Origin of the sequence: Rhodococcus sp. KBS0724, from assembly GCF_005938745.2 — a bacterium.
Classification (GTDB): Bacteria; Actinomycetota; Actinomycetes; order Mycobacteriales; family Mycobacteriaceae; genus Rhodococcus_F.
In genome coordinates this window covers 1,802,930-1,821,753 of the sequence record NZ_VCBX02000001.1, presented here as the reverse complement: position 1 = coordinate 1,821,753, position 18,824 = coordinate 1,802,930, and the positions used below count along the sequence as shown (strand labels likewise).

General features: G+C 62.4%; 21 protein-coding genes. 12 read left to right on the top strand and 9 right to left on the bottom strand.

Going from position 1 to position 18,824, the window contains the following annotated elements:
• From FFI94_RS08530 to FFI94_RS08520, 3 genes are read left to right on the top strand one after another with little or no spacing between them, the layout of a single operon-like run.
• Entirely contained in the window at positions 1-1,575 is a 1,575-nt protein-coding gene (locus FFI94_RS08530) for an NAD(P)/FAD-dependent oxidoreductase (RefSeq protein WP_138872583.1), read from the top strand.
• Positions 1,572-2,396: an SDR family oxidoreductase gene (locus FFI94_RS08525; RefSeq protein WP_138872582.1), complete on the top strand. Its 825-nt coding sequence runs from the start codon at positions 1,572-1,574 to the stop codon at positions 2,394-2,396. Before FFI94_RS08530 ends, FFI94_RS08525 begins: the two co-directional genes overlap by 4 nt.
• The gene (locus FFI94_RS08520; RefSeq protein WP_138872581.1) at positions 2,393-3,325 is read left to right on the top strand and encodes an alpha/beta hydrolase; all 933 of its coding nucleotides are present in this window, start codon (positions 2,393-2,395) and stop codon (positions 3,323-3,325) included. The genes FFI94_RS08525 and FFI94_RS08520 overlap by 4 nt, the downstream gene beginning before the upstream one ends.
• Here the strand turns inward: FFI94_RS08520 and FFI94_RS08515 are convergent.
• Positions 3,319-4,224 (bottom strand): glycine betaine ABC transporter substrate-binding protein, encoded by a 906-nt coding sequence (locus FFI94_RS08515; protein WP_138872580.1) that lies wholly within the window; start codon positions 4,222-4,224, stop codon positions 3,319-3,321. The two genes, FFI94_RS08520 and FFI94_RS08515, sit on opposite strands and share 7 nt — an antisense overlap.
• A 153-nt stretch (positions 4,225-4,377) precedes the next feature.
• On the opposite strand from FFI94_RS08515, the gene FFI94_RS08510 reads away from it, so the two are divergent.
• From FFI94_RS08510 to FFI94_RS08495, 4 genes are read left to right on the top strand one after another with little or no spacing between them, the layout of a single operon-like run.
• Complete coding sequence (locus FFI94_RS08510; protein ID WP_138872579.1) at positions 4,378-5,310, top strand: ABC transporter substrate-binding protein; 933 nt, start codon at positions 4,378-4,380, stop codon at positions 5,308-5,310.
• Positions 5,311-5,315: 5 nt separating this feature from the next.
• The gene (locus tag FFI94_RS08505) at positions 5,316-6,461 is read left to right on the top strand and encodes an ABC transporter ATP-binding protein (RefSeq protein ID WP_138872578.1); all 1,146 of its coding nucleotides are present in this window, start codon (positions 5,316-5,318) and stop codon (positions 6,459-6,461) included.
• Positions 6,462-6,465: 4 nt separating this feature from the next.
• Positions 6,466-7,149: an ABC transporter permease gene (locus FFI94_RS08500; RefSeq protein WP_138873679.1), complete on the top strand. Its 684-nt coding sequence runs from the start codon at positions 6,466-6,468 to the stop codon at positions 7,147-7,149.
• Entirely contained in the window at positions 7,146-7,835 is a 690-nt protein-coding gene (locus FFI94_RS08495; RefSeq protein ID WP_138872577.1) for an ABC transporter permease, read from the top strand. The genes FFI94_RS08500 and FFI94_RS08495 overlap by 4 nt, the downstream gene beginning before the upstream one ends.
• Before the next feature lie 69 nt (positions 7,836-7,904).
• Here the strand turns inward: FFI94_RS08495 and FFI94_RS08490 are convergent, their stop codons facing one another.
• From FFI94_RS08490 to FFI94_RS08475, 4 genes are all read right to left on the bottom strand, one after another.
• Entirely contained in the window at positions 7,905-9,098 is a 1,194-nt protein-coding gene (locus FFI94_RS08490) for an NADP-dependent malic enzyme (protein WP_138872576.1), read from the bottom strand.
• Positions 9,099-9,455: 357 nt separating this feature from the next.
• A complete protein-coding gene (locus FFI94_RS08485) occupies positions 9,456-9,863 on the bottom strand; it encodes a hypothetical protein (protein ID WP_138872575.1) in 408 nt (135 codons plus the stop codon).
• 3 nt (positions 9,864-9,866) lie between these two features.
• A complete protein-coding gene (locus tag FFI94_RS08480) occupies positions 9,867-10,478 on the bottom strand; it encodes a MarC family protein (RefSeq protein WP_138872574.1) in 612 nt (203 codons plus the stop codon).
• Positions 10,478-11,332: a PHP domain-containing protein gene (locus tag FFI94_RS08475; protein ID WP_138872573.1), complete on the bottom strand. Its 855-nt coding sequence runs from the start codon at positions 11,330-11,332 to the stop codon at positions 10,478-10,480. Before FFI94_RS08475 ends, FFI94_RS08480 begins: the two co-directional genes overlap by 1 nt.
• A gap of 119 nt (positions 11,333-11,451) precedes the next feature.
• Between FFI94_RS08475 and FFI94_RS08470 the strand changes: the two genes are divergently transcribed.
• Complete coding sequence (locus tag FFI94_RS08470; RefSeq protein ID WP_138872572.1) at positions 11,452-12,528, top strand: magnesium and cobalt transport protein CorA; 1,077 nt, start codon at positions 11,452-11,454, stop codon at positions 12,526-12,528.
• Positions 12,529-12,664: 136 nt separating this feature from the next.
• Positions 12,665-13,117 (top strand): SRPBCC family protein, encoded by a 453-nt coding sequence (locus FFI94_RS08465; protein WP_138872571.1) that lies wholly within the window; start codon positions 12,665-12,667, stop codon positions 13,115-13,117.
• Between the two features lie 2 nt (positions 13,118-13,119).
• On the opposite strand, the gene FFI94_RS08460 is transcribed toward FFI94_RS08465, so the two are convergent.
• Both FFI94_RS08460 and FFI94_RS08455 read right to left on the bottom strand, forming a co-directional pair.
• The gene (locus FFI94_RS08460) at positions 13,120-13,704 is read right to left on the bottom strand and encodes a suppressor of fused domain protein (RefSeq protein WP_138872570.1); all 585 of its coding nucleotides are present in this window, start codon (positions 13,702-13,704) and stop codon (positions 13,120-13,122) included.
• A gap of 72 nt (positions 13,705-13,776) precedes the next feature.
• Positions 13,777-14,871: a winged helix DNA-binding domain-containing protein gene (locus tag FFI94_RS08455; protein ID WP_138872569.1), complete on the bottom strand. Its 1,095-nt coding sequence runs from the start codon at positions 14,869-14,871 to the stop codon at positions 13,777-13,779.
• Between the two features lie 152 nt (positions 14,872-15,023).
• On the opposite strand from FFI94_RS08455, the gene FFI94_RS08450 reads away from it, so the two are divergent.
• Complete coding sequence (locus FFI94_RS08450; protein WP_138872568.1) at positions 15,024-15,269, top strand: hypothetical protein; 246 nt, start codon at positions 15,024-15,026, stop codon at positions 15,267-15,269.
• A gap of 5 nt (positions 15,270-15,274) precedes the next feature.
• On the opposite strand, the gene FFI94_RS08445 is transcribed toward FFI94_RS08450, so the two are convergent.
• On the bottom strand, positions 15,275-15,769 hold the full coding sequence (locus tag FFI94_RS08445) for a general stress protein (protein WP_138872567.1): 495 nt from the start codon (positions 15,767-15,769) through the stop codon (positions 15,275-15,277).
• A gap of 106 nt (positions 15,770-15,875) precedes the next feature.
• A complete protein-coding gene (locus tag FFI94_RS08440; RefSeq protein WP_138872566.1) occupies positions 15,876-16,838 on the bottom strand; it encodes a CoA ester lyase in 963 nt (320 codons plus the stop codon).
• Positions 16,839-16,928: 90 nt separating this feature from the next.
• Between FFI94_RS08440 and FFI94_RS08435 the strand changes: the two genes are divergently transcribed.
• Both FFI94_RS08435 and FFI94_RS08430 read left to right on the top strand, forming a co-directional pair.
• Entirely contained in the window at positions 16,929-18,215 is a 1,287-nt protein-coding gene (locus FFI94_RS08435; RefSeq protein ID WP_033234428.1) for a magnesium transporter MgtE N-terminal domain-containing protein, read from the top strand.
• A complete protein-coding gene (locus tag FFI94_RS08430) occupies positions 18,212-18,760 on the top strand; it encodes a DUF1003 domain-containing protein (RefSeq protein ID WP_138872565.1) in 549 nt (182 codons plus the stop codon). Before FFI94_RS08435 ends, FFI94_RS08430 begins: the two co-directional genes overlap by 4 nt.
• The last annotated feature ends 64 nt before the right edge of the window (positions 18,761-18,824 follow it).

The following is an 18,824-nucleotide window of genomic DNA, read 5'->3' as shown; positions in this document are numbered from 1 at the left end:
ATGAGTCTCCCAGTTACAGATACTTCAGCATCTGCCGCGGATACGCGCTACGTGAACACGCTGATCATCGGCAGCGGTTTTGCCGGTCTCGGCGCTGCAATCAAACTGGCGCAGGCCGGGATCACCGACTACGTAGTTGTCGAGCGAGGCAACGACGTCGGCGGAACCTGGCGTGACAACAGCTACCCCGGCGCCGCGTGCGACGTGCCGTCGCATTTGTACTCGTACTCGTTTGCACTCAACCCCGAGTGGACGCGCTCCTTCTCCACCCAGCCCGAGATCTACAAGTACATCCAATCGGTGGCAAACCGCCACAAGGTACTGGACAAGCACATCTTCGGCTGCGACGTCCTCTCCGCCCACTGGGACAACAGCCGCGCTCATTGGAAGGTCTCCACCACCAAGGGCGAGTTCGTTGCCAAGATCGTCGTGTCGGCAGTGGGCGCTCTGTGCGAGCCTGCGCTCCCCGACATCAAGGGCATCGACGGTTTCAAGGGCGAAATCTTCCACTCCTCGCGCTGGAACCACGACGCCGACCTGACCGGCAAGCGCGTCGCCGTCATCGGCACCGGGGCGTCGGCCATTCAGATCGTCCCCGCCATCGGCAAGAAGGTGTCACAGCTGGACGTGTACCAGCGCACCGCGCCGTGGATCCTGCCCCGCGCAGATCGCGAATACACCAAAATCGAGCACCTCGCGTTCAAGTACCTCCCCGGTTTCCAGAAGCTGTGCCGCACCGGTATCTACTGGATGCGTGAGACCCAGGTTGTCGGCCTCGCCAAGGCGCCGATCTTCATGAAGCCCCTACAGTTTGCCGCCGAGCGGCACCTCAAGGCTCAGATCAAGGACAAGGCGCTTCGCAAGAAGGTCACACCCAACTTCCAGATCGGCTGCAAGCGCATGCTGATCTCCAACAACTACTTCCCCACCCTCGCTCAGGACAACGTCGATCTGGTGACCGAAGGTATCGAGGAAGTCACCGCCACCGCCGTCGTGTCGAAGACCGGGACCACGCGTGAGATCGACGCGATAGTTGTCGCCACCGGATTCCATGTCACCGACTCCCCCACCTTCGCAGGCATTTTCGGCAAGGACGGACGCTCGCTCGCCGAGGTCTTCGACGAGACCGGCATGCAGGGCTACAAGGGTGCGGCCGTTGCCAACTTCCCCAATATGTTCTTTCTCGTCGGCCCCAACACTGGCCTCGGTCACTCGTCCATGGTGTTCATGATCGAATCTCAGCTCAACTATCTGGTCGACGCGATCGCCACCATCGACAAGTACGACATCGGCACCATCGAGGTTCGCAGCGACATGCAGGAGAAGTACAACAAGGACCTGCAGGCAGCGATGTCCAAGAGCGTCTGGAACAACGGCGGCTGCGCCAGCTGGTACATGGACAAACACGGCAACAACACCACCCTGTGGCCGGGCTTCACCTTCCAGTTCCGCAATGCCACCAAGCATTTCGACCTCGCGGCCTACCGCAGCGTCGCCACGTCGGATCTCGGCGCAGTCGGCACCGCGACCACTTCACAGATCGACCTCGACGATGAGAAGGCAGTAGCACAATGAGTGATTTTGCAGGCAAGGTCGTTGTCATCACCGGAGCGGGATCGGGCATCGGCCGCGCACTCGCACTGAACCTCGCCGGGCAGGGCGCGAAGTTGGCGATCTCCGACGTCGACACCGTCGGCCTCGCCGAGACCACCCGCCTCGCGGAAGCTCTTGGTGCCCAGGTGAAGTCGGACCATCTTGATGTCACGCAGCGCGAAGCGGTTCTCGAGTACGCCGACGCGGTAGCCGCTCACTTCGGCAAGATCAACCAGATCTACAACAATGCGGGTATCGCGTACCACGGCAGTTTCGAGAAGTCCGAATTCAAAGACTTCGAACGTGTCATGGATGTCGATTTCTGGGGTGTTGTCAACGGCACCAAGGCATTCCTGCCGCACGTCATCGCATCCGGCGACGGTCACATCATCAACATCTCGAGTCTGTTCGGGTTGCTGTCGATGCCCGGTCAGAGTGCATACAACTCGGCGAAGTTCGCCGTTCGCGGCTTCACCGAGTCACTGCGCCAGGAAATGCTGATCGCCAAGAACCCGGTGAAGGTGACGTGCGTGCACCCTGGCGGCATCAAGACGGCCATCGCGCGCAACGCCACTGCCGGACCGGGTGAGGACCTCGCCTCGTTCTCCGAGTTCTTCGATCGCAAGTTGGCGCGCACCACTCCGGAGGATGCAGCCAAGACCATCGTGAACGGGGTTCGCAAAGGCAGGCCCCGCGTGCTGATCGGAATGGACGCGATCGCGCTCGACGCGTGGGTTCGTCTTGTCGGTTCGGGGTACCAACGCGTCGTGGCCACCATCGCCGGCCGAGTGATGCCCAAGTGAGCACGTTCACCCTTCCGCTACCCGTGGTCGCCTTTCTGTTGAAGCCGTACTTCCGTCTGGCATTCAACTCACGGCTGCCGTATCGGGTTCAGCGTCTGCTACTCGAGGCCGGAGCTCCTCTGCAGCAGATTCCAGCGGGCGCCGTCGTGCGCCCGCTGGAACTCGCCTGCCGACCCGCCGAACGAATCACAGTGGGGGCCACCGAACGCCCGTCGGCAGTGCTGTACTTGCACGGCGGCGCATACACACTGGGGTCACTGAACACACACCGCAGCCTGGCCGCACATCTGGCACGCGAATCTTCCCGAGCTGTCTTCACATTGGACTACCGGCTCGCTCCGGAAAACCCCTATCCCGCGGCGCTCGACGACGCCGCCGCGGCCTACATGCAACTGATCACCGAATTCGACTACCGGCCCGAGCAGGTTGCCATTGCCGGCGACAGCGCCGGCGGCGGTTTGGCGGTGGCAACGGCACTTCGCCTCATCGAGCGTCACGGCGTACAACCTGGGGCGCTGGCACTGATCTCACCCTGGGTGGACCCCGGGGATCGCAGTGCCGGAAAGAAAGCCGATCTGGTCGTCAACACCGGCTGGTCGTTCGACGCCGCCGACGCCTACCTCGGACACGGCAACCGCACAGATCCCGGCTACGCGCCCATGCACGGAAACCTCGAAACTCTGCCGCCCACAAGGATTCACATCGGATCAAGTGAAGTCCTCTACCCTCAGGTCGTGGAATTCGCGGACAAACTCACCGCAGCGGGCGTCGACGTGTCGCTGATCGAATACGCACGGTTGTGGCATGTCGCGCACGCCCAGGCGTCGCTCGTCTCCGAAGCTGCCGACGCGATAGCCGATCTGGGACAATTCCTGACATCACACGATGCCCGCGCCGCGGACACGTCAGCCGATGCGGTCCGTCATTGACGTGTGTCCCACCAGGATCGCGCAACCGCTGACGGTGTTGCCTGCCCACGCCGGACCTGGTCGATCATCGCGGCCAGGTCCGTCGTGGACAGTTCACCCGCAACAACACTGAGCGCTTTGACTGCGGGATCACTGAGTGCACCGGTGCGAAACAGTGGGACGACGTTCTGCGCAGCAAGGATGTGATCCGGATCGGCCAACACGGTGACAGCCGCGGACTGAGCCAGGGGTGAGAGCGTCGTAGTTCCGAAGGCAGTCGTAGTTCCAAAGGCAGTGGGCTGTGCCGCGGCAGTGTCCGAGATGTCTACTGCTGATTGTTCGACGCGCGCAAAAGTGCAGTCGGCGCCTTCCGTCAATTGTTCCAGTGCACCGTCTTCTGCAAATCGTGGTGATACGACGGCAACAGTCGCGGCGCACCGGGGTGCAAATGCCTCGAGGGTGCGCGCCTGTGCGGAATCACGTCCCAATGCCACGACGGCCCGGTCTTCTGCGGTTGCGTAGTCCGTAACCGAAAGACCCTCGGGCAGAGAACGACTCAGCGCTTCGAAGACGTCGTCGGCGGTGCGCGCGGGATTCTGCGGTTCGTAGTAGGTGAGAAGGGAACCGGTGAACTCCGGTACCAACGTCACACGCGCGGCGTCGAGCGCAGCAAGTGCGTCCGCCCGTCCGCCGGTGAGTTCCTCGACCCGACTGGGCACCCCTGACGACGCCAGCACGGTTGCATACACTTCGGCCAGAACCGAACCCTCCACCGACTCCCCCGACGCCACGACCACCTGTTCCGCTGTGCCGGCGGCGTCGTTGCCTATCACGGAATCACTGTTGGTGCATCCGGTCAGAACGGGCAGGACCAGCACTGCTGCAACAACTGTCGAATACCTCGCGCGCGCTGTTGCCACCGAACCCTCACATTCCGTTCTCACTGATCGAATACCGTGCCTTGTCGGTACCTATCGTTACACTTGCCTGGCGATGCGCGGTAACCAGTCCTGCTCGAGTGTCACTCAGGTGACGGGAATGGTTGTCGACGCCCGAAACACGGAAGGACGCACATGCGCACCTCACGATTTCGTTCCAGCCGTCTGCTCGTAGCAGCGGCAACAGTCCTCTCACTCGCCGCGCTCACTGCGTGCGGTAGCAGTGACAGCAGTTCGGACCCCAACACCGTCGTGGTGGGTTCGGCAAACTTCACCGAGTCGGAGATCATTGCCAACATCTACGCCGAAGCACTCCGTGTCAACGGTTTCGACGTGTCCACGTCGTTCAACATCGGTAGCCGCGAGGCCTACATTCCGGCGTTGAAGGACGGCTCGATCACCCTCATTCCCGATTACACGGGCAATCTTCTGCAGTATCTCGATCCCGCTGCAACCGCGACAAGCTCCGAAGACGTCCTGGCCGCTCTGCCGGCCGCGTTGGGTAGCGAACTGACCATCACCACGCCTGCGTCGGCAGAGGACAAAGATGCCGTTGTCGTCACCAAGGAAACCGCGGACAAGTGGAACCTGAAGACCATCGCCGACCTGGCGCCGCATTCCGCCGAGGTCAAATTCGGCGCGCCCGCCGAATTCCAGGAACGTCCCGTCGGCCTGCCCGGGCTGAAGGCAAACTACGGACTCGATATCTCGGCGTCCAATTTTGTCCCGATTGCGGACGGCGGCGGCCCGGCAACGGTCAAAGCCCTGGCATCCGGTGACATCACCGCCGCAAACATTTTCACGACGTCGGCGTCGATTCCGGCCAACAACTTTGTTGTCCTCGAAGACCCGAAGAACAATTTCCCCGCCCAGAACGTCGTGCCGGTACTACGCGCCTCGGCATCGTCCGACAAACTCGCTGCCGTTCTCGACGCGGTCTCGGCAAAACTGACCACCGAAGAACTGCTCGAACTCAACGTGGCGGTTTCGGGTGACGCCAAGACAGAACCGGCCGCAGCAGCCAAGGCGTGGATCTCGGCGCAGGGCCTCGACAAGCCGGTCTCGTAACCCACGTGATCACCTTCGAGGGCGTCACCAAGCAGTACCCGGACGGCACCACCGCTGTCGATCGACTCGATCTCACCATCGAGGCCGAGTCGTTCACGGTATTTGTCGGTCCGTCCGGGTGTGGCAAAACCACATCGATGCGGATGATCAACCGCATGATCACACCAACGTCCGGCACAATCCGGGTCGACGGTCGTGACATCTCCCAGACCGACGCGGTGACATTGCGCCTCGGTATCGGGTACGTCATCCAGAATGCCGGGCTGCTGCCACACCGGACCGTCGTCGACAACGTCGCAACGGTTCCGGTGCTGCGGGGCGAATCCCGCCGCGCCGCACGTAAAGCCGCGTTGGGAGTTCTCGAGCGCGTGGGTCTCGATCCGTCGTTGGCCACGCGCTACCCGGCGCAGTTGTCCGGTGGTCAGCAACAGCGAGTGGGTGTGGCCCGCGCGTTGGCGGCCGATCCTCCGATTCTGTTGATGGACGAACCCTTCAGCGCCGTCGATCCGGTGGTGCGCGAGGACCTGCAAACCGAAATGCTGCGACTGCAAAGCGAATTGAAGAAGACCATTGTCTTTGTCACCCACGACATCGACGAGGCCGTCAAACTGGGTGATCACATCGCGGTGTTCGGTCCGGGTGGTCGCCTGCAGCAGGTGGCCGCGCCGCGCGACGTATTGGCCGCACCGGCTACGGATTTCGTCGCCGGTTTTGTCGGTCGTGATCGCGGATATCGAGGGCTGTCCTTCCGCAGCGCGGACGAGGTACCGATGCACTCCATCCGCACGGCCACCGAACTGGAACTGACATCCCTGCGACTCGAATTGGGCGAATGGGTACTCGTTGTCACCGAGTCCGGTGCGCCGCAAGGCTGGATCGACGTCACCGGGGTCGAGGGAATTCGAGCGGGACACACTCTGGCACAGTCGACGTCGGCCGGCGGCTCCCTCTTCGGTCCGGGCGGCGACCTCCGGCAGGCGCTCGACGCTGCTATCTCGTCGCCGTCGGGAATCGGGGTTGCCGTCGGCGCCGACGGCGCCGTGATCGGGGGCATTCTGGGCTCGGAGGTCGTGGCCAAATTGGCGGAGCAACGCCGACGTGAGGACCAGGAGCGCAATCGACTTGCCTTCACCGAGGGATTCGGGGTGTAGCGGCGTGCGCTGGCTCATCGACAATTTCTCGACGGTTCTGGACTACACGCAGACACATCTGTATCTCGCTCTGGTGCCGTTAGCGGTGGGCCTGGTCATCGCCCTTCCCGTCGGCACGGCAATTCGGAACATTCGATGGCTGCGCCGAATCACGCTGACCCTGGCCAGCATTGCGTTCACCATTCCGTCATTGGCACTGTTTGTCACCATCCCGCAGATCTTCGGACTCAAGACACTCGATCCGCTCAACGTCATCATCGCGCTCAGTGTGTACTCCACCGCACTGCTCATCCGAGCGGTCCCCGAAGCGCTGGATTCGGTGCCAGCCAACGTCATCGACGCCTCGACGGCCATCGGGTTCACTGCACTGCGCCGCGCGTTGACCGTCGAGCTGCCCCTGGCCCTTCCAGTTCTGATCGCCAATGTCAGAGTGATTGCGGTGACCAATATTTCGCTGGTGTCAGTGGGTTCGCTGATCGGAATCGGGGGTCTGGGAGTTCTGTTCAAGCAGGGCTACGACCGCAACTACCCCGATCAAATCGTGGCCGGCATCATCGCCATCGTGGTCCTGGCACTGGCCCTCGACTTGATCCTGTATCTCCTGGGCCGGTTCCTGACCCCGTGGACGAGAACGCCCTCCGTGTCGAAGGTGCCCGCGATCGTCGTGGCCGAAGGTGAGCCGGTATGAGTATCTTCACCGGCGCGTGGGAGTACATCACCAATCCAGACAACTGGAGCGGCGACACCGGAATCGGCACCCGAATCCTGCAACACCTCTGGTACAGCCTGCTGGCAGTCGCTCTGGCCGCGGTCATCGCGGTCCCGATCGGGCTGATCATCGGGCATCTGCGCCGCGGGCAGATCGTGGTCGTCAGTCTGGTCAACGCACTGCGCTCGCTACCCACGCTCGGTTTGCTGACGTTCCTCGTCCTGCTGATGGGGTTGGGAGTGATGCCCCCGATTCTCGCGTTGGTGATCCTCGGTATCCCACCGTTGCTGGCGGGAACGTATGCCGGCATTGCCAGTGTCGATCGCGACGTCGTCGACGCGGCACGGGCGATGGGAATGACCGAGATGCAAGTGCTGCTGCGCGTCGAGGTACCCAATGCGCTCCCGCTCATTCTGGGTGGGCTCCGAAACGCCACACTGCAGGTCATCGCGACTGCGACTGTTGCCGCCTACGTCAACCTGGGCGGCATCGGTCGGTACATCTTCGACGGGATCGCGTTGTACAAGTACGACCGCGTAGTTGTCGGCGCAATCTTGGTCGCGGTGGTTGCCCTTGTCGTGGACGGCCTACTGGCACTGGTGGTCTGGGCTTCCGTCCCGGGAACCGGCAGACTGCGACGCACACCGAACCTCGCGCGTTTGTAGGTGCCCATGCAAAAGCCCCGACCGAAACCTTGTGTGCGGGTGTCGATCGGGGCTTTCGAAGAGTCCCTCTTAGCTGGTCACGCCCTCAGCATGCGCTGCGGCCGCGACGGCTTCCGCAACAGCGGTCGCCACGCGAGGGTCGAGAGGACTGGGGACGATCTTGTCCACGGCCAACTCGTCGCCGACCACCGACAGGATTGCCTCGGCAGCAGCGAGCTTCATACCTTCGGTGATGCGACGGGCACCGGCGTCGAGCGCACCCTTGAACACACCGGGGAAGGCAAGCACATTGTTGATCTGGTTCGGGAAATCACTACGACCCGTCGCCACGATCGCCGCGTACTTCGACGCGGTATCAGGGTGAATCTCCGGGTCCGGGTTCGAGAGCGCAAACACGATCGACTCCGAAGCCATCGACGCGATGAGCTCTTCGGGGATCTTGCCGGCCGAGACACCGAGGAAGACGTCCGCACCGGCCAGCGCCTCGACGGCACCGCCGTGGATGCTGCGCGGGTTGGTACGCGCCGCCAACTCGGCCTTGATGTCGTTGAGGTCGCTGCGCTCGCTGGAGATGATGCCCTTCGAGTCCAGCACGATGACGTCACTGATACCCGCGGCGAGGAGGATGTTCGCACACGCGACACCCGCAGCACCGGCGCCGGAGATGACAACCTTGAGCGTGGTGATGTCGCGGCTCTGCACCTTCACGGCGCCCTTGAGCGCAGCGAGAACCACAATGGCGGTGCCGTGCTGATCGTCGTGCATGACCGGGCAGTCCAGTGCCTCGATGACACGCTTTTCGATCTCGAAGCAACGCGGCGCCGAAATGTCCTCGAGGTTGACCGCGCCGAAGCTCGGACGCAGGCGGATCAAGGTCTCGACGATCTCGTCGGGATCGGTGGTGTCGAGCACCAGCGGGATGGAATTGAGTCCGGCGAAGTTCTTGAACAGTGCGGACTTTCCCTCCATGACGGGCAGCGACGCGCGGGGTCCGATATCGCCCAGACCGAGAACCGCGGTGCCGTCACTGACAACGACAACGAGTCGGTTGGTCCACGTGTAACGGTCGGCAAGAGTCTCGTCCGCAGCGATAGCGCGGCTCACCTGAGCCACACCCGGCGTGTACGCGATCGACAGGGCGCGCTGCGTATCGAGCGGCGCGGTGGTCTCGACCGACAATTTGCCACCGACGTGAGCGGCAAAGATCTCTTCGTCGGTCAGCTCGACCTTGGGTACGTTGATGGCTTCAGTCACAAGGGACACAATGACACTCCTGATATGACCAGCCGCACTCGGGGCTGGGTTACTGGGAAGTAGTGATCTGACCGCTGAAAAAGAACGTTAGCTAAGGTCAGAGTCTTTTCTTCCGTGAACAACAACAGAGAAGAAGAGCATTCGGCGTGCGCGAGAAGTTGGCCGCAATGCATCCGAAGCGTAATGGTGTCGGGCGGGTGAGCCCAGGCAAATCCATGCAACCTAAGGTTCCGTGACCGAGTCGATAACGGCGTGTCCCGAACCTGTTCTTCGTGGCCGGGCTGTGGCGCCGCCTACGAAGCAACTCCAGTTTGCCACCTGATCGCGACCACAATCAAATCCTTGACTTCTACCCCCACCACTGCCTTATCCCCACCACTGCGTCACCAGCAGCACCCCTGCGGTCACGAGCACAACCAGGGATGCGGCAACTGCGGCAATGCCCCGCCGACGGTCACAGAAGATCTGCGCGGCCAGCGCCACCACCGACGCCACGATATGGGCGGTGATCGATGTGGTGCCCGGTCCGGGGAAACCTCGGCTGCCGCCCAGATACGCCGACGCGATCACCACGATGGTCAGCACGACAATTCCGGCAGCGACGGTCCCGCTCAGGGCACGCAGACCACGAATCAATGCCCACTGCTTGGCGGCTGGAGCGTCGTAGTAATCGTCGTACCGGTCGTCGTAGTCGTACGTGTTGTCGTCTTGGTACGAGTCGTAACCGTTCTTGTCGTAGCCACTGTTGTCGTAGCCGCTGTTGTCGTAAGTCACGATCTACGCTCCCGTGATGAATCCGCGGACGGACTCCGCGATGAGTTGAACGGCGATGGCAGCAAGCAGCAAACCTGCGATGCGGGCCAGCAGCGAAATTCCGCCAACACCGAGGACACGAATCAGGGCGGTCGAGAATCGCAGCACTATGAACAGTACGAGGTGAATCGAGATGATTGCCAAGGCAATCGCGAGGTACGACGACGCGTCGCCGTCGGCCTGGGCGACAAAGACGATGACCGCGGCGATCGCGCCCGGGCCCGCCATCATGGGCGTTCCCAGCGGCACGAGGGCCACGTTGACGTCGTCGGCGCCCTGAGGGCGATTGGACGTCTTGCCGGTGAGTAGTTCGAGGGCGATCAGCAGGAGAAGTAAACCGCCGGCGCCTTGCAATGCGGGGATGCCGATGTGGAGGTAGTTGAGGATCGCCTGCCCGCCGACCGCGAAGACGGAAATAACGGCGAGCGACACTGCCGGGGCTTGCCACGCCGCACGGTTACGGTCGGCACGGTCCTTGCGGCCGACCAGGGACAGGAACACCGGAATGACTCCGGGTGGGTCCATGATGACAAAAAGGGTGATGAAAACCGTGAGGTAGAGCGTCGTATCCAGCATCAGTGTTTCAGCACCTCGACGCCGGTTGCCGCGGACATCAGCTCGTCGAAGTCGCTCGGGTCGGTGAGCTCGTCACCGAGGCCGATCGTCTTGTTGTCTCCGTGGTAATCCGATGATCCGGTGACGGCGAGGCCGAGGTCGTCGGCAAGATTGCGAAGTAACGTCCGGTCGGCGGCTACGTGATCAGGGTGGTCGACTTCGAGTCCGCCGAGTCCGGATGCGGCCAGATCGCGAATGTGGCCCAGCGCCAGAACACGACCGCGGGTGCGAGCACGACCGTGAGCGAGCACGGTCACTCCCCCGGCTGCTGCGACCAGTTCGACTGCGTAGTCGATCGGTGTGTCGTATTTCGGGACGTCGTAGCGTCCGCGCGTTGCCAGCAGGTCCGTGAAGGCTTCACCGATGCTCGAGACCACACCGGCACGCAGGAGAGCCGCGGCGATGTGCGGGCGTCCCACCGAAGGACCGGCCGAGGCGAGGATCTCGTCGGGGTCGATCGGCAGCCCGTCGCGGGCCATCAAAGTCGCCATCGTGCGGATTCTCTCGACCCGCTCACCGCGCAGCCGCTCGCGTTCCTTCGCGAACTCGGGATGGTCCGGATCGAACAGGTACGCCAACAGGTGCACCGCGACGGGCCACCCGTCCTCACCTTGGCCTTCACACGACATTTCCATGCCGCGGACCAGTCCGAGCCCGGCTGGCAGTGCTTGCTCCGCCTCCGCCCAGCCTGCGGTGGTGTCGTGATCTGTGAGCGCGACAACGTCGAGTCCGGCGTGGGCAGCGGCACGCACCAAGGCGGCGGGGGTGTCCGTGCCGTCGGATGCGTTGGAGTGGGTGTGAAGGTCTATTCGCACCGCTCCAGTCTGTCAGCAATCCGCAACACCATCTCGCTCCGGTCGAAAGCCCGAGATCCTGACGTACGATTACGCAGCAGCAATAGTGCGCTTCGCCTATCTGCGGAGGGAGTTGAACGGTGCCGTCACTACCGAACTGGTCGAACGGCAAATCGGCTCCGGCGGCCGCGCCCCCACCCAGGATTCCCGTCCCCACTGCCCGCGCCATCGTGGATTGCGCGGTGTACGTCGACGGCGTCAGGCTCCCGGGAAAGTTCACTCACAACGCTGCGCTCGCCGAAGTGCGCCGCCGCGGAAACGGATTCGTCTGGGTCGGAATCCACGCACCGGACGAATCCCAAATGCAGGACGTGGCACAGACTTTCGGCCTGCACGAACTGATGGTCGAGGACGCGGTCCACGCACACGAGCGCCCCAAACTCGAACGTTACGACGACGTCATGTTTCTCGTCCTCCGAACCGTTGTCTACGTTCCGCACGAATCGGTCGAGACGGCAAACGAAATCGTGGAGACCGGCGAGATCATGGTGTTCGTCGGCCCCGATTTTGTCGTCACGGTTCGACACGGTGACCATTCCGAACTGGCGAGTGTCCGCAAAGCGCTCGAGCAGCTACCCGAGCGTCTCGCCATGGGACCGTGGTCCGTTCTCCATGCCATCACCGACCACGTCGTCGACACCTACCTGTCTGTGACCCAACTGGTGGAGCAGGACGTCGACAGCATGGAAGAGTTGGTGTTCAACCCACGTAACACCGTGGCCGTTGAGCACATCTACCTGCTGAAACGGGAAATCGTCGAACTTCGACGGTCGGTCACCCCACTCGGCATGCCCCTCCTGCAACTGACCCAACCCGCAGGCGGGCTGGTCCCCAAGGAAATCAGACGCTATTTCCGTGACGTCCGAGACCATCACACCATCGTCTCCGAACGCATCTCCGAGTACGACGAAGTTCTGAGTTCACTGGTGGACGCCGCTCTGGCAAAGATCGCGGTGCAGCAGAACACCGACATGCGCAAGATTTCGGCGTGGGTGGCAATCGCGGCGGTACCGACCGGAATCGCCGGTATCTACGGCATGAATTTCGAGAACATGCCGGAACTGGGCTCGCAGTACGGATATCCGATGGTGATGGTGTTCATCGCATCGGTATGTGTCGGGCTGTTCTTTCTTTTCCGCCGAAACAACTGGCTCTAAAGCTGTACTTAGCCACAGCGCACGTGGACAATGGGTTGTGGGTACCAACACGGATCACGTGTACCCGCGGGTCCCTCGCATCGAAATCACCGCACCCGAAAAATACTTTGCCACAAGCAAATTCGGAGGAGTTACGATGCCTACAGTTGAGCAGTCAGTAATCGTTTCACGCCCGGTTCCAGAAGTCTTCCAATACCTCAGCACCGCTGAGAATTGGCCGAACTGGGACAACTCGATTGTCGAATCCCGGCAGATCACGGATGGCCCGACAGGGGTGGGATCCCGCTGGCAGGGGGCCAGCCGAATACTCGGCAAGCGTATCGACTGGACTGCCGAGTTCACGGAATACGATGCGCCCAAGAGAACTTCGGCAAAGTCCGTCAAGAGCCCCGTAGCGTTCACGCTGACCACGACGTGTGAGGAAGTCGAGAAGGGCACCCGCGTCACCTACCGACTCGACAGCGAAAGCGGCCTGGGCGGAGTGTTCGGCAGAATGGCAGACCCGCTCGTCACCAAGGCATTCGGCCGATCCCAGCAAGCCAGCCTGGAGAATTTAGCCGACCTTCTCGACAACGAAGCCGCACAATAAATTCAGAGCGATGCGGCCGCTCGGTGCGGATCTCGGACATCGATCCCGGCCTCGGTCCACGCTTCACGCAGTGCATCAGCGCCGCGCAAGCGGACCCAGGCGGCTTCGGTGCCGGTTATCGGGACAACGGCAAGGAACCGAACCGGATCCATCGGCTCGGGGAGCGTCAAATCTTCAATCCCACTGTCACTGAGCAGGACTGCGGTAAAGGCTGTGCCCTTCCACAGGGGCTCCCCGAGGTCGAGCAGCGCATCGTCGAGCAGCACGATGCCCTCGACCGACGGGGCGGCCGCCAGAACAGCCAACGTGCGCGCGACACCCGACGCAACGCCTGTACCGCCGCGCAGCGACAGCACCAGTTCTGCCCGCGGCCCGCGGGTGGGATCGGCAACCAGATCGCCGGGATCACCCATGGGGTGCCGCGAGCACCCCAGTGTTGCGTAGTGCACCACTCCGTCCGGAGATTCGAATCTGAGCACGTCCAGCGGCTCGACACCCAGGAACGTCACCGAGGCGGCAGCCGGTTCCGGCCCCTCGATATTGGCAACGAGGTGCGCGCGGACGGAGGACACAACACTGTCAGACACGCGTCCATCTAAGCACCATCACGACCCTGATCGCAGCGCAGAGGGCCAAGCACCTCACAACGACAGTGCCCGCTAGGTGAGAATTTCGACGGTTATCTCGTGGTGGGCGATCGCTGGACGCACGAATCGCAGCAATGAACGCGCTTCCCTCTCGATCGACGACACGGTGGTTTTCGACTGCTGCGAAAACAGCGAGACCGTCAACCGCGCCGTATCACCCTTCGTGGATTCCGCTGTGAATCCGACGACCTTCCCTCGCACCAGTACGGCGGGTTTGATGATTCCGTTCACCGTGAAGACCTGAGTTCGATACTGCTCATCCATGATTCGCGAGCGATCCGCATGGGAGAGCAGAATGTTGTCGAAGGGCGCCAGGATCCGAACCGGCGGCGTGCCCTCGTCGGGGCGCGGGGCTCCGGGTAGGTCGAACAGTTCCGTCCCCTTCTCGTTCACGAAGGTAATCAGGCTCGGACGCAGTCGCTCGAAAACTTCAGCCAGCCTGGTTAATCCCGACCACGCCTGGGCGTCCTTCACGCTCGCCGGACCAAAGGCCGCGAGGTAACGCATCACCATCGCGTCTGGCACCGGAGTCGAATCCAGTTCTGCCCCCAACCAACTCTCCAGCGTGGTCAACGCGGGCGGTCCCGATTTACCCCACAGCCCGCGAGGCGGAACCTGGACCATAGGCAGCAGCCCTCTGATTCCGTGCGCGAGTCCTTCTGGATCTCGCCCTGGAAAGCGTTCGGCCAGAAGCGGCCTCATCTGCATCTGAGTTAGTGGTCCCTCGGAAACAAGTTCGCGCCCGGCCTGCGCGAGTGCGCCCAGATCCATTCCGGTCAGGGCCGTGCGGTGCGCGGTGTTGGTGTGGAGATCGCGGTCCATGATCGATTGAACGGTGCCGCGGAAGGATGCGGCGTCAGCGGCCGACATCACGAACACCGTTCCGCGCATCGCAACGAGACGCACTACCTGCCGGCTCTCGATCAAGCTCGACAACTCTTCTGCCGCAAAGTCTTTCACACGTGCCCACAGGGCGAGATACGGCGGGGTCGGAGCCTGCGCCTGTAGACCAGCCAGATGCTCCACAGCTTCGAGAGCAGTGATGTCAGCCCGTTCGAGCAAGAATTGACGTGCGAGGGTCGCCCGACCGAGGTCACGATCAGTCATGACACGCGTCACAATTCCCTCACCGCAGCTCCTGTGCTCATCGTCCGAGTTACCTGTGAATGAGCTTGGCACACACGCTTTTGCGCGTGTGCCGGAATACCGTGAAGAGCAGAACGCAGCATCCGATTCCGGCCCGATTTCGAGGAGACACGATGAACACACCCCGTCCGTCCCAGCGCGCAGGTAAGCGTCGTATCGCCACTCGGTTTGCTCTCGCCGGCGCTCTTACTGCCGCACCGATCGCTCTGACCGTGGGTGCCGCGCAGGCAGCCACGACGGCCACTCATCACGACACCGTCGGTGCGCTGACGCCACTGCCCGAACCGGATTACGCAGCACCTGGCCCGGAGCAGGTTCCCACGTCAGCGCTGCCGACCTACACGCTCACTGTGTACTGAACCGATCAGATTGCGAGCTTCGCGAGCAGGTCGCGGGCAGTCTCGGCGGTCTTCGGCTCACACAGCACGTCGTAGCGACCGGCCACCAACTGCATGGTCGATGCAAAGTCGCGCTGGCCACGCGTCGCCGCGTACGGGATGGTTGTGGTGATCACGCCGAAGATGATGCCGCCGACGATGCCCGTGATCAGTGGCCCGATGAAGCTGGTTGTGAACAGTCCCAGGAGAAGGCCGAAGAATACGCCGAGCCATGCACCGGACACGAGGCCACCGCCGATCACCTTCGGCCACGTGAGCCGGCCGAGAACACGTTCGACCTGCATCAGATTCACACCGACGATGGTGACGTCCTGGACCGAAAATTCCTGATCAGACAGGTAATCGACGGCGCGCTGCGCCTCGGCATAGGTGGGGTACGACCCGATCGGCCAGCCCGAAGGTGGTGTCGGCAACGCTCCACGGCGCGACCCATTCGGCGATTGTGCGAGCGGATTGGACATGGGTGATCGTGCTCCTCGTTTCGGGCGCGTCATCCGTGGCTGAACGACGCGAGACCTACAAACCTATTGTGCCCTTTACCTACCCGATTTGTTCGACCGCAGCTGATCAGGCGTGTTCTGGCGGAGTGAATTCCGTTGTCCGGGCCATTCCAGCCGCCCGGCCCTTCGCGGAAATCACCAGAGCCATTTTGCGGCTTGCCTCGTCGATCATCTCGTCACCGAGCATCACGGCTCCCCGCCCACCACCGGCGGCGGAGGTGTGGAATGCGTAGGCATCCAAGATCAATTCCGCGCGATCGTAATCGGATTGCCTGGGGCTGAACACCTCGTTGGCCGCCTCGATCTGAGTCGGGTGCAGCACCCATTTGCCGTCGAATCCCAGTGCTGCGGTGCGGGCAGCGCTGCGGGTGAACGCCTCCACGTCACGGATCTGAAGGTACGGACCGTCGATGGCCTGGACCCCGTGCGCCCGCGCGGCCATCAGAATGGTCATCAAGATGTGGTGATAGGCGTCACCACGGTCGTAGCCGTCCGGCTGCTCACCGACCACCAGGGTCCGCATGTTCAAACTCGCCATGAAGTCCGCCGGTCCGAAGACCAACGCCTCGACGCGCGGGCTGGCCGTGGCAATCGCGTCGATGTTGGTCAGGCCGATCGCGTTCTCGATCTGGGGTTCGATGCCGATTCGTCCCACTTCGAGGCCGTTGGCCTTCTCCACCTGGGTCAACAGCAGATCAAGCGCCTGCACATGGCTCGCGTCGGGAACCTTGGGCAGCAGAATCGCGTCGAGGTGGGCACCGGCCCGGCCGACAACCTCTACGACGTCGGCGTACGTCCATTCCGTGGTCCAGTCGTTCACCCGAACGACCTTGACCTGCTTGCCCCACCCGTCTTCGGCCAGCGCGTCACCGACAGCTTCGCGGGCGGCCTGCTTCGCCAGCGGCGCGACCGCATCTTCGAGGTCGAGGAAGATCTCGTCGGCCGGCAGTCCCTTTGCCTTGTCGATCATCTTGCGGCTGCTACCAGGAACGGCAAGGACTGATCGGCGGGATCGGTTACGTAATGTCATCTCTTTGAGGGCCCTTCACAGATATCGACTCGTACGTTTTCGGTGTCTCGAGTTGCAGATAATGACGCGCAAGGAATTAGCCTTGCAATCATGGCAGCAGCAGGCAAGGTATTTGCAGCCAGGCTGGCCGGCCTGGTTGTCCTCGGACCCGACGGTGAGTCGATCGGGCGAGTGCGCGATGTCGTGATCACTGTCCGCATCGGACGCCAGCAACCTCGGGTGCTCGGTTTGGTGATCGAAATGTTCACGCGCAAACGCATTTTCGTGCCGATGTTGCGTGTGACCGCGATCGAACCGAGTGCCGTCACTCTGACGACGGGCAACGTCAGTATCCGGCGATTCACGCAGCGCCCCGGCGAAGTTCTCGCTCTTGCGCAGGTACTCGATTCACATGTGCGAGTAGACGACCCGGAACTGACCGAACTCCACGGCGTCGACGCCGTTGTCGTCGATCTCGGTATCGAATCACGGCGCACCCGGGACTGGGTGGTCTCGAAGGTAGCGGTCCGTGGTCATCGCGGACGCCTGGGACGCCGGGCCGCCATTCACATTGTCGACTGGCAGCACGTTGCGGGACTTACCCAAAGTGATCTGTCACTGCCGGGGCAGGGCGTGGCCCATCTGCTGCTGCAGTACGAGGGGATGCGTCCGGCCGACGTCGCCAATGCGATGCGCGAACTCCCGGAAAAACGCCGACACGAGCTAGCTGTTGCTCTCGACGACGAGCGTCTCGCCGACGTCGTGCAGGAACTGCCTGCCGACGATCAGACCGACCTTCTCATGCACCTCGAAGTGGAACGGGCGGCCGATCTCCTCGAGGCGATGGACCCGGACGACGCCGCCGACCTTTTGGGCGAGCTACCCGAAACCGAAGCAGAATCGTTGCTGCAATTGATGGACCCGCAGGACTCGGAACCGGTGCGCCGACTCCTCGAACACTCCCCCGATACGGCTGGTGGTTTGATGACGCCGGAACCGGTGGTGCTGACGGCGTCGACCACGGTGGCGGAGGCCCTCGCCCGGGCCCGCAACTACGACGTCACGCCCGCGCTGTCCAGCATGGTTTTTGTCGTCCGCCCGCCGACGGCCACGCCGACCGGACGCTACCTCGGGTGCGTCCATCTACAGAAGTTGTTACGTGAACCGCCGGCAAGCCTGGTCGGCGGAATTCTGGACAGCGATCTACCCAGCCTCGGCGCCGACGATTCGCTCGCGGTCGTGACGCGATACTTCGCGACATACAACCTGGTGTGCGGACCGGTGGTGGACGACGAGAACCATCTGATCGGCGCGGTCACCGTCGACGACGTTCTCGATCACCTCCTGCCCGAGGACTGGCGCGAAGACGATTCCGACGACGAGGGGTTGGTCCGATGAGCGATCGGTCGTCCAGCGCTCGTCAGCGTCTCGAGACTCCCCGGGGGAGTCGGCGGTTCCACTTCGACTTCGACGTCGAGGCCGTTGGCCGGGTCAGCGAGCGTATTGCTCGTTTCCTGGGTACTGGCCGCTACCTGGCGATTCAGACGATCATCGTGATCGTCTGGATCGCACTGAATATCTTTGCGGTCAGCTTGCAGTGGGATCCCTATCCGTTCATCCTGCTCAATCTGGCGTTCTCGACGCAGGCTGCATACGCGGCACCGTTGATCCTCCTTGCCCAGAATCGGCAGGAGAACCGAGACAAGGTCTCGCTAGAGGAGGACCGGATTCGCGCCGAACAGACCAAAGCCGATACAGAGTTCCTCGCTCGGGAACTCGCGGCTCTGCGTATCTCCCTCGGCGAAGTCGCAACTCGCGACTATCTGCGACGCGAACTCGACGAGATCAAGTTGCTCCTCACCGCCGATCACGAACCGCCTCCCAAGAAGAAGCAGCGCGAATCAGGTTCTGGAAAAAAGAGTCACGATAGCCGAGATTCTTAGCTGAGGGTTTACTGAGTTTTGCTGCGCACTCCGAGACCGATATGTAACGTAAGTCACAGACTCT

Bases quoted from the DNA above. Each gene is read 5' to 3' on its own strand.
- FFI94_RS08455 (WP_138872569.1), bottom strand. From the start codon at position 14,871: ATGACTGATCGTGACCTCGGTCGGGCGACCCTCGCACGTCAATTCTTG.
- FFI94_RS08430 (WP_138872565.1), top strand. From the start codon at position 18,212: ATGAGCGATCGGTCGTCCAGCGCTCGTCAGCGTCTCGAGACTCCCCGG.
- FFI94_RS08495 (WP_138872577.1), top strand. From the start codon at position 7,146: ATGAGTATCTTCACCGGCGCGTGGGAGTACATCACCAATCCAGACAAC.
- FFI94_RS08510 (WP_138872579.1), top strand. From the start codon at position 4,378: ATGCGCACCTCACGATTTCGTTCCAGCCGTCTGCTCGTAGCAGCGGCA.
- FFI94_RS08465 (WP_138872571.1), top strand. From the start codon at position 12,665: ATGCCTACAGTTGAGCAGTCAGTAATCGTTTCACGCCCGGTTCCAGAA.
- FFI94_RS08480 (WP_138872574.1), bottom strand. From the start codon at position 10,478: ATGCTGGATACGACGCTCTACCTCACGGTTTTCATCACCCTTTTTGTC.
- FFI94_RS08525 (WP_138872582.1), top strand. From the start codon at position 1,572: ATGAGTGATTTTGCAGGCAAGGTCGTTGTCATCACCGGAGCGGGATCG.
- FFI94_RS08530 (WP_138872583.1), top strand. From the start codon at position 1: ATGAGTCTCCCAGTTACAGATACTTCAGCATCTGCCGCGGATACGCGC.
- FFI94_RS08450 (WP_138872568.1), top strand. From the start codon at position 15,024: ATGAACACACCCCGTCCGTCCCAGCGCGCAGGTAAGCGTCGTATCGCC.
- FFI94_RS08435 (WP_033234428.1), top strand. From the start codon at position 16,929: ATGGCAGCAGCAGGCAAGGTATTTGCAGCCAGGCTGGCCGGCCTGGTT.
- FFI94_RS08440 (WP_138872566.1), bottom strand. From the start codon at position 16,838: ATGACATTACGTAACCGATCCCGCCGATCAGTCCTTGCCGTTCCTGGT.
- FFI94_RS08445 (WP_138872567.1), bottom strand. From the start codon at position 15,769: ATGTCCAATCCGCTCGCACAATCGCCGAATGGGTCGCGCCGTGGAGCG.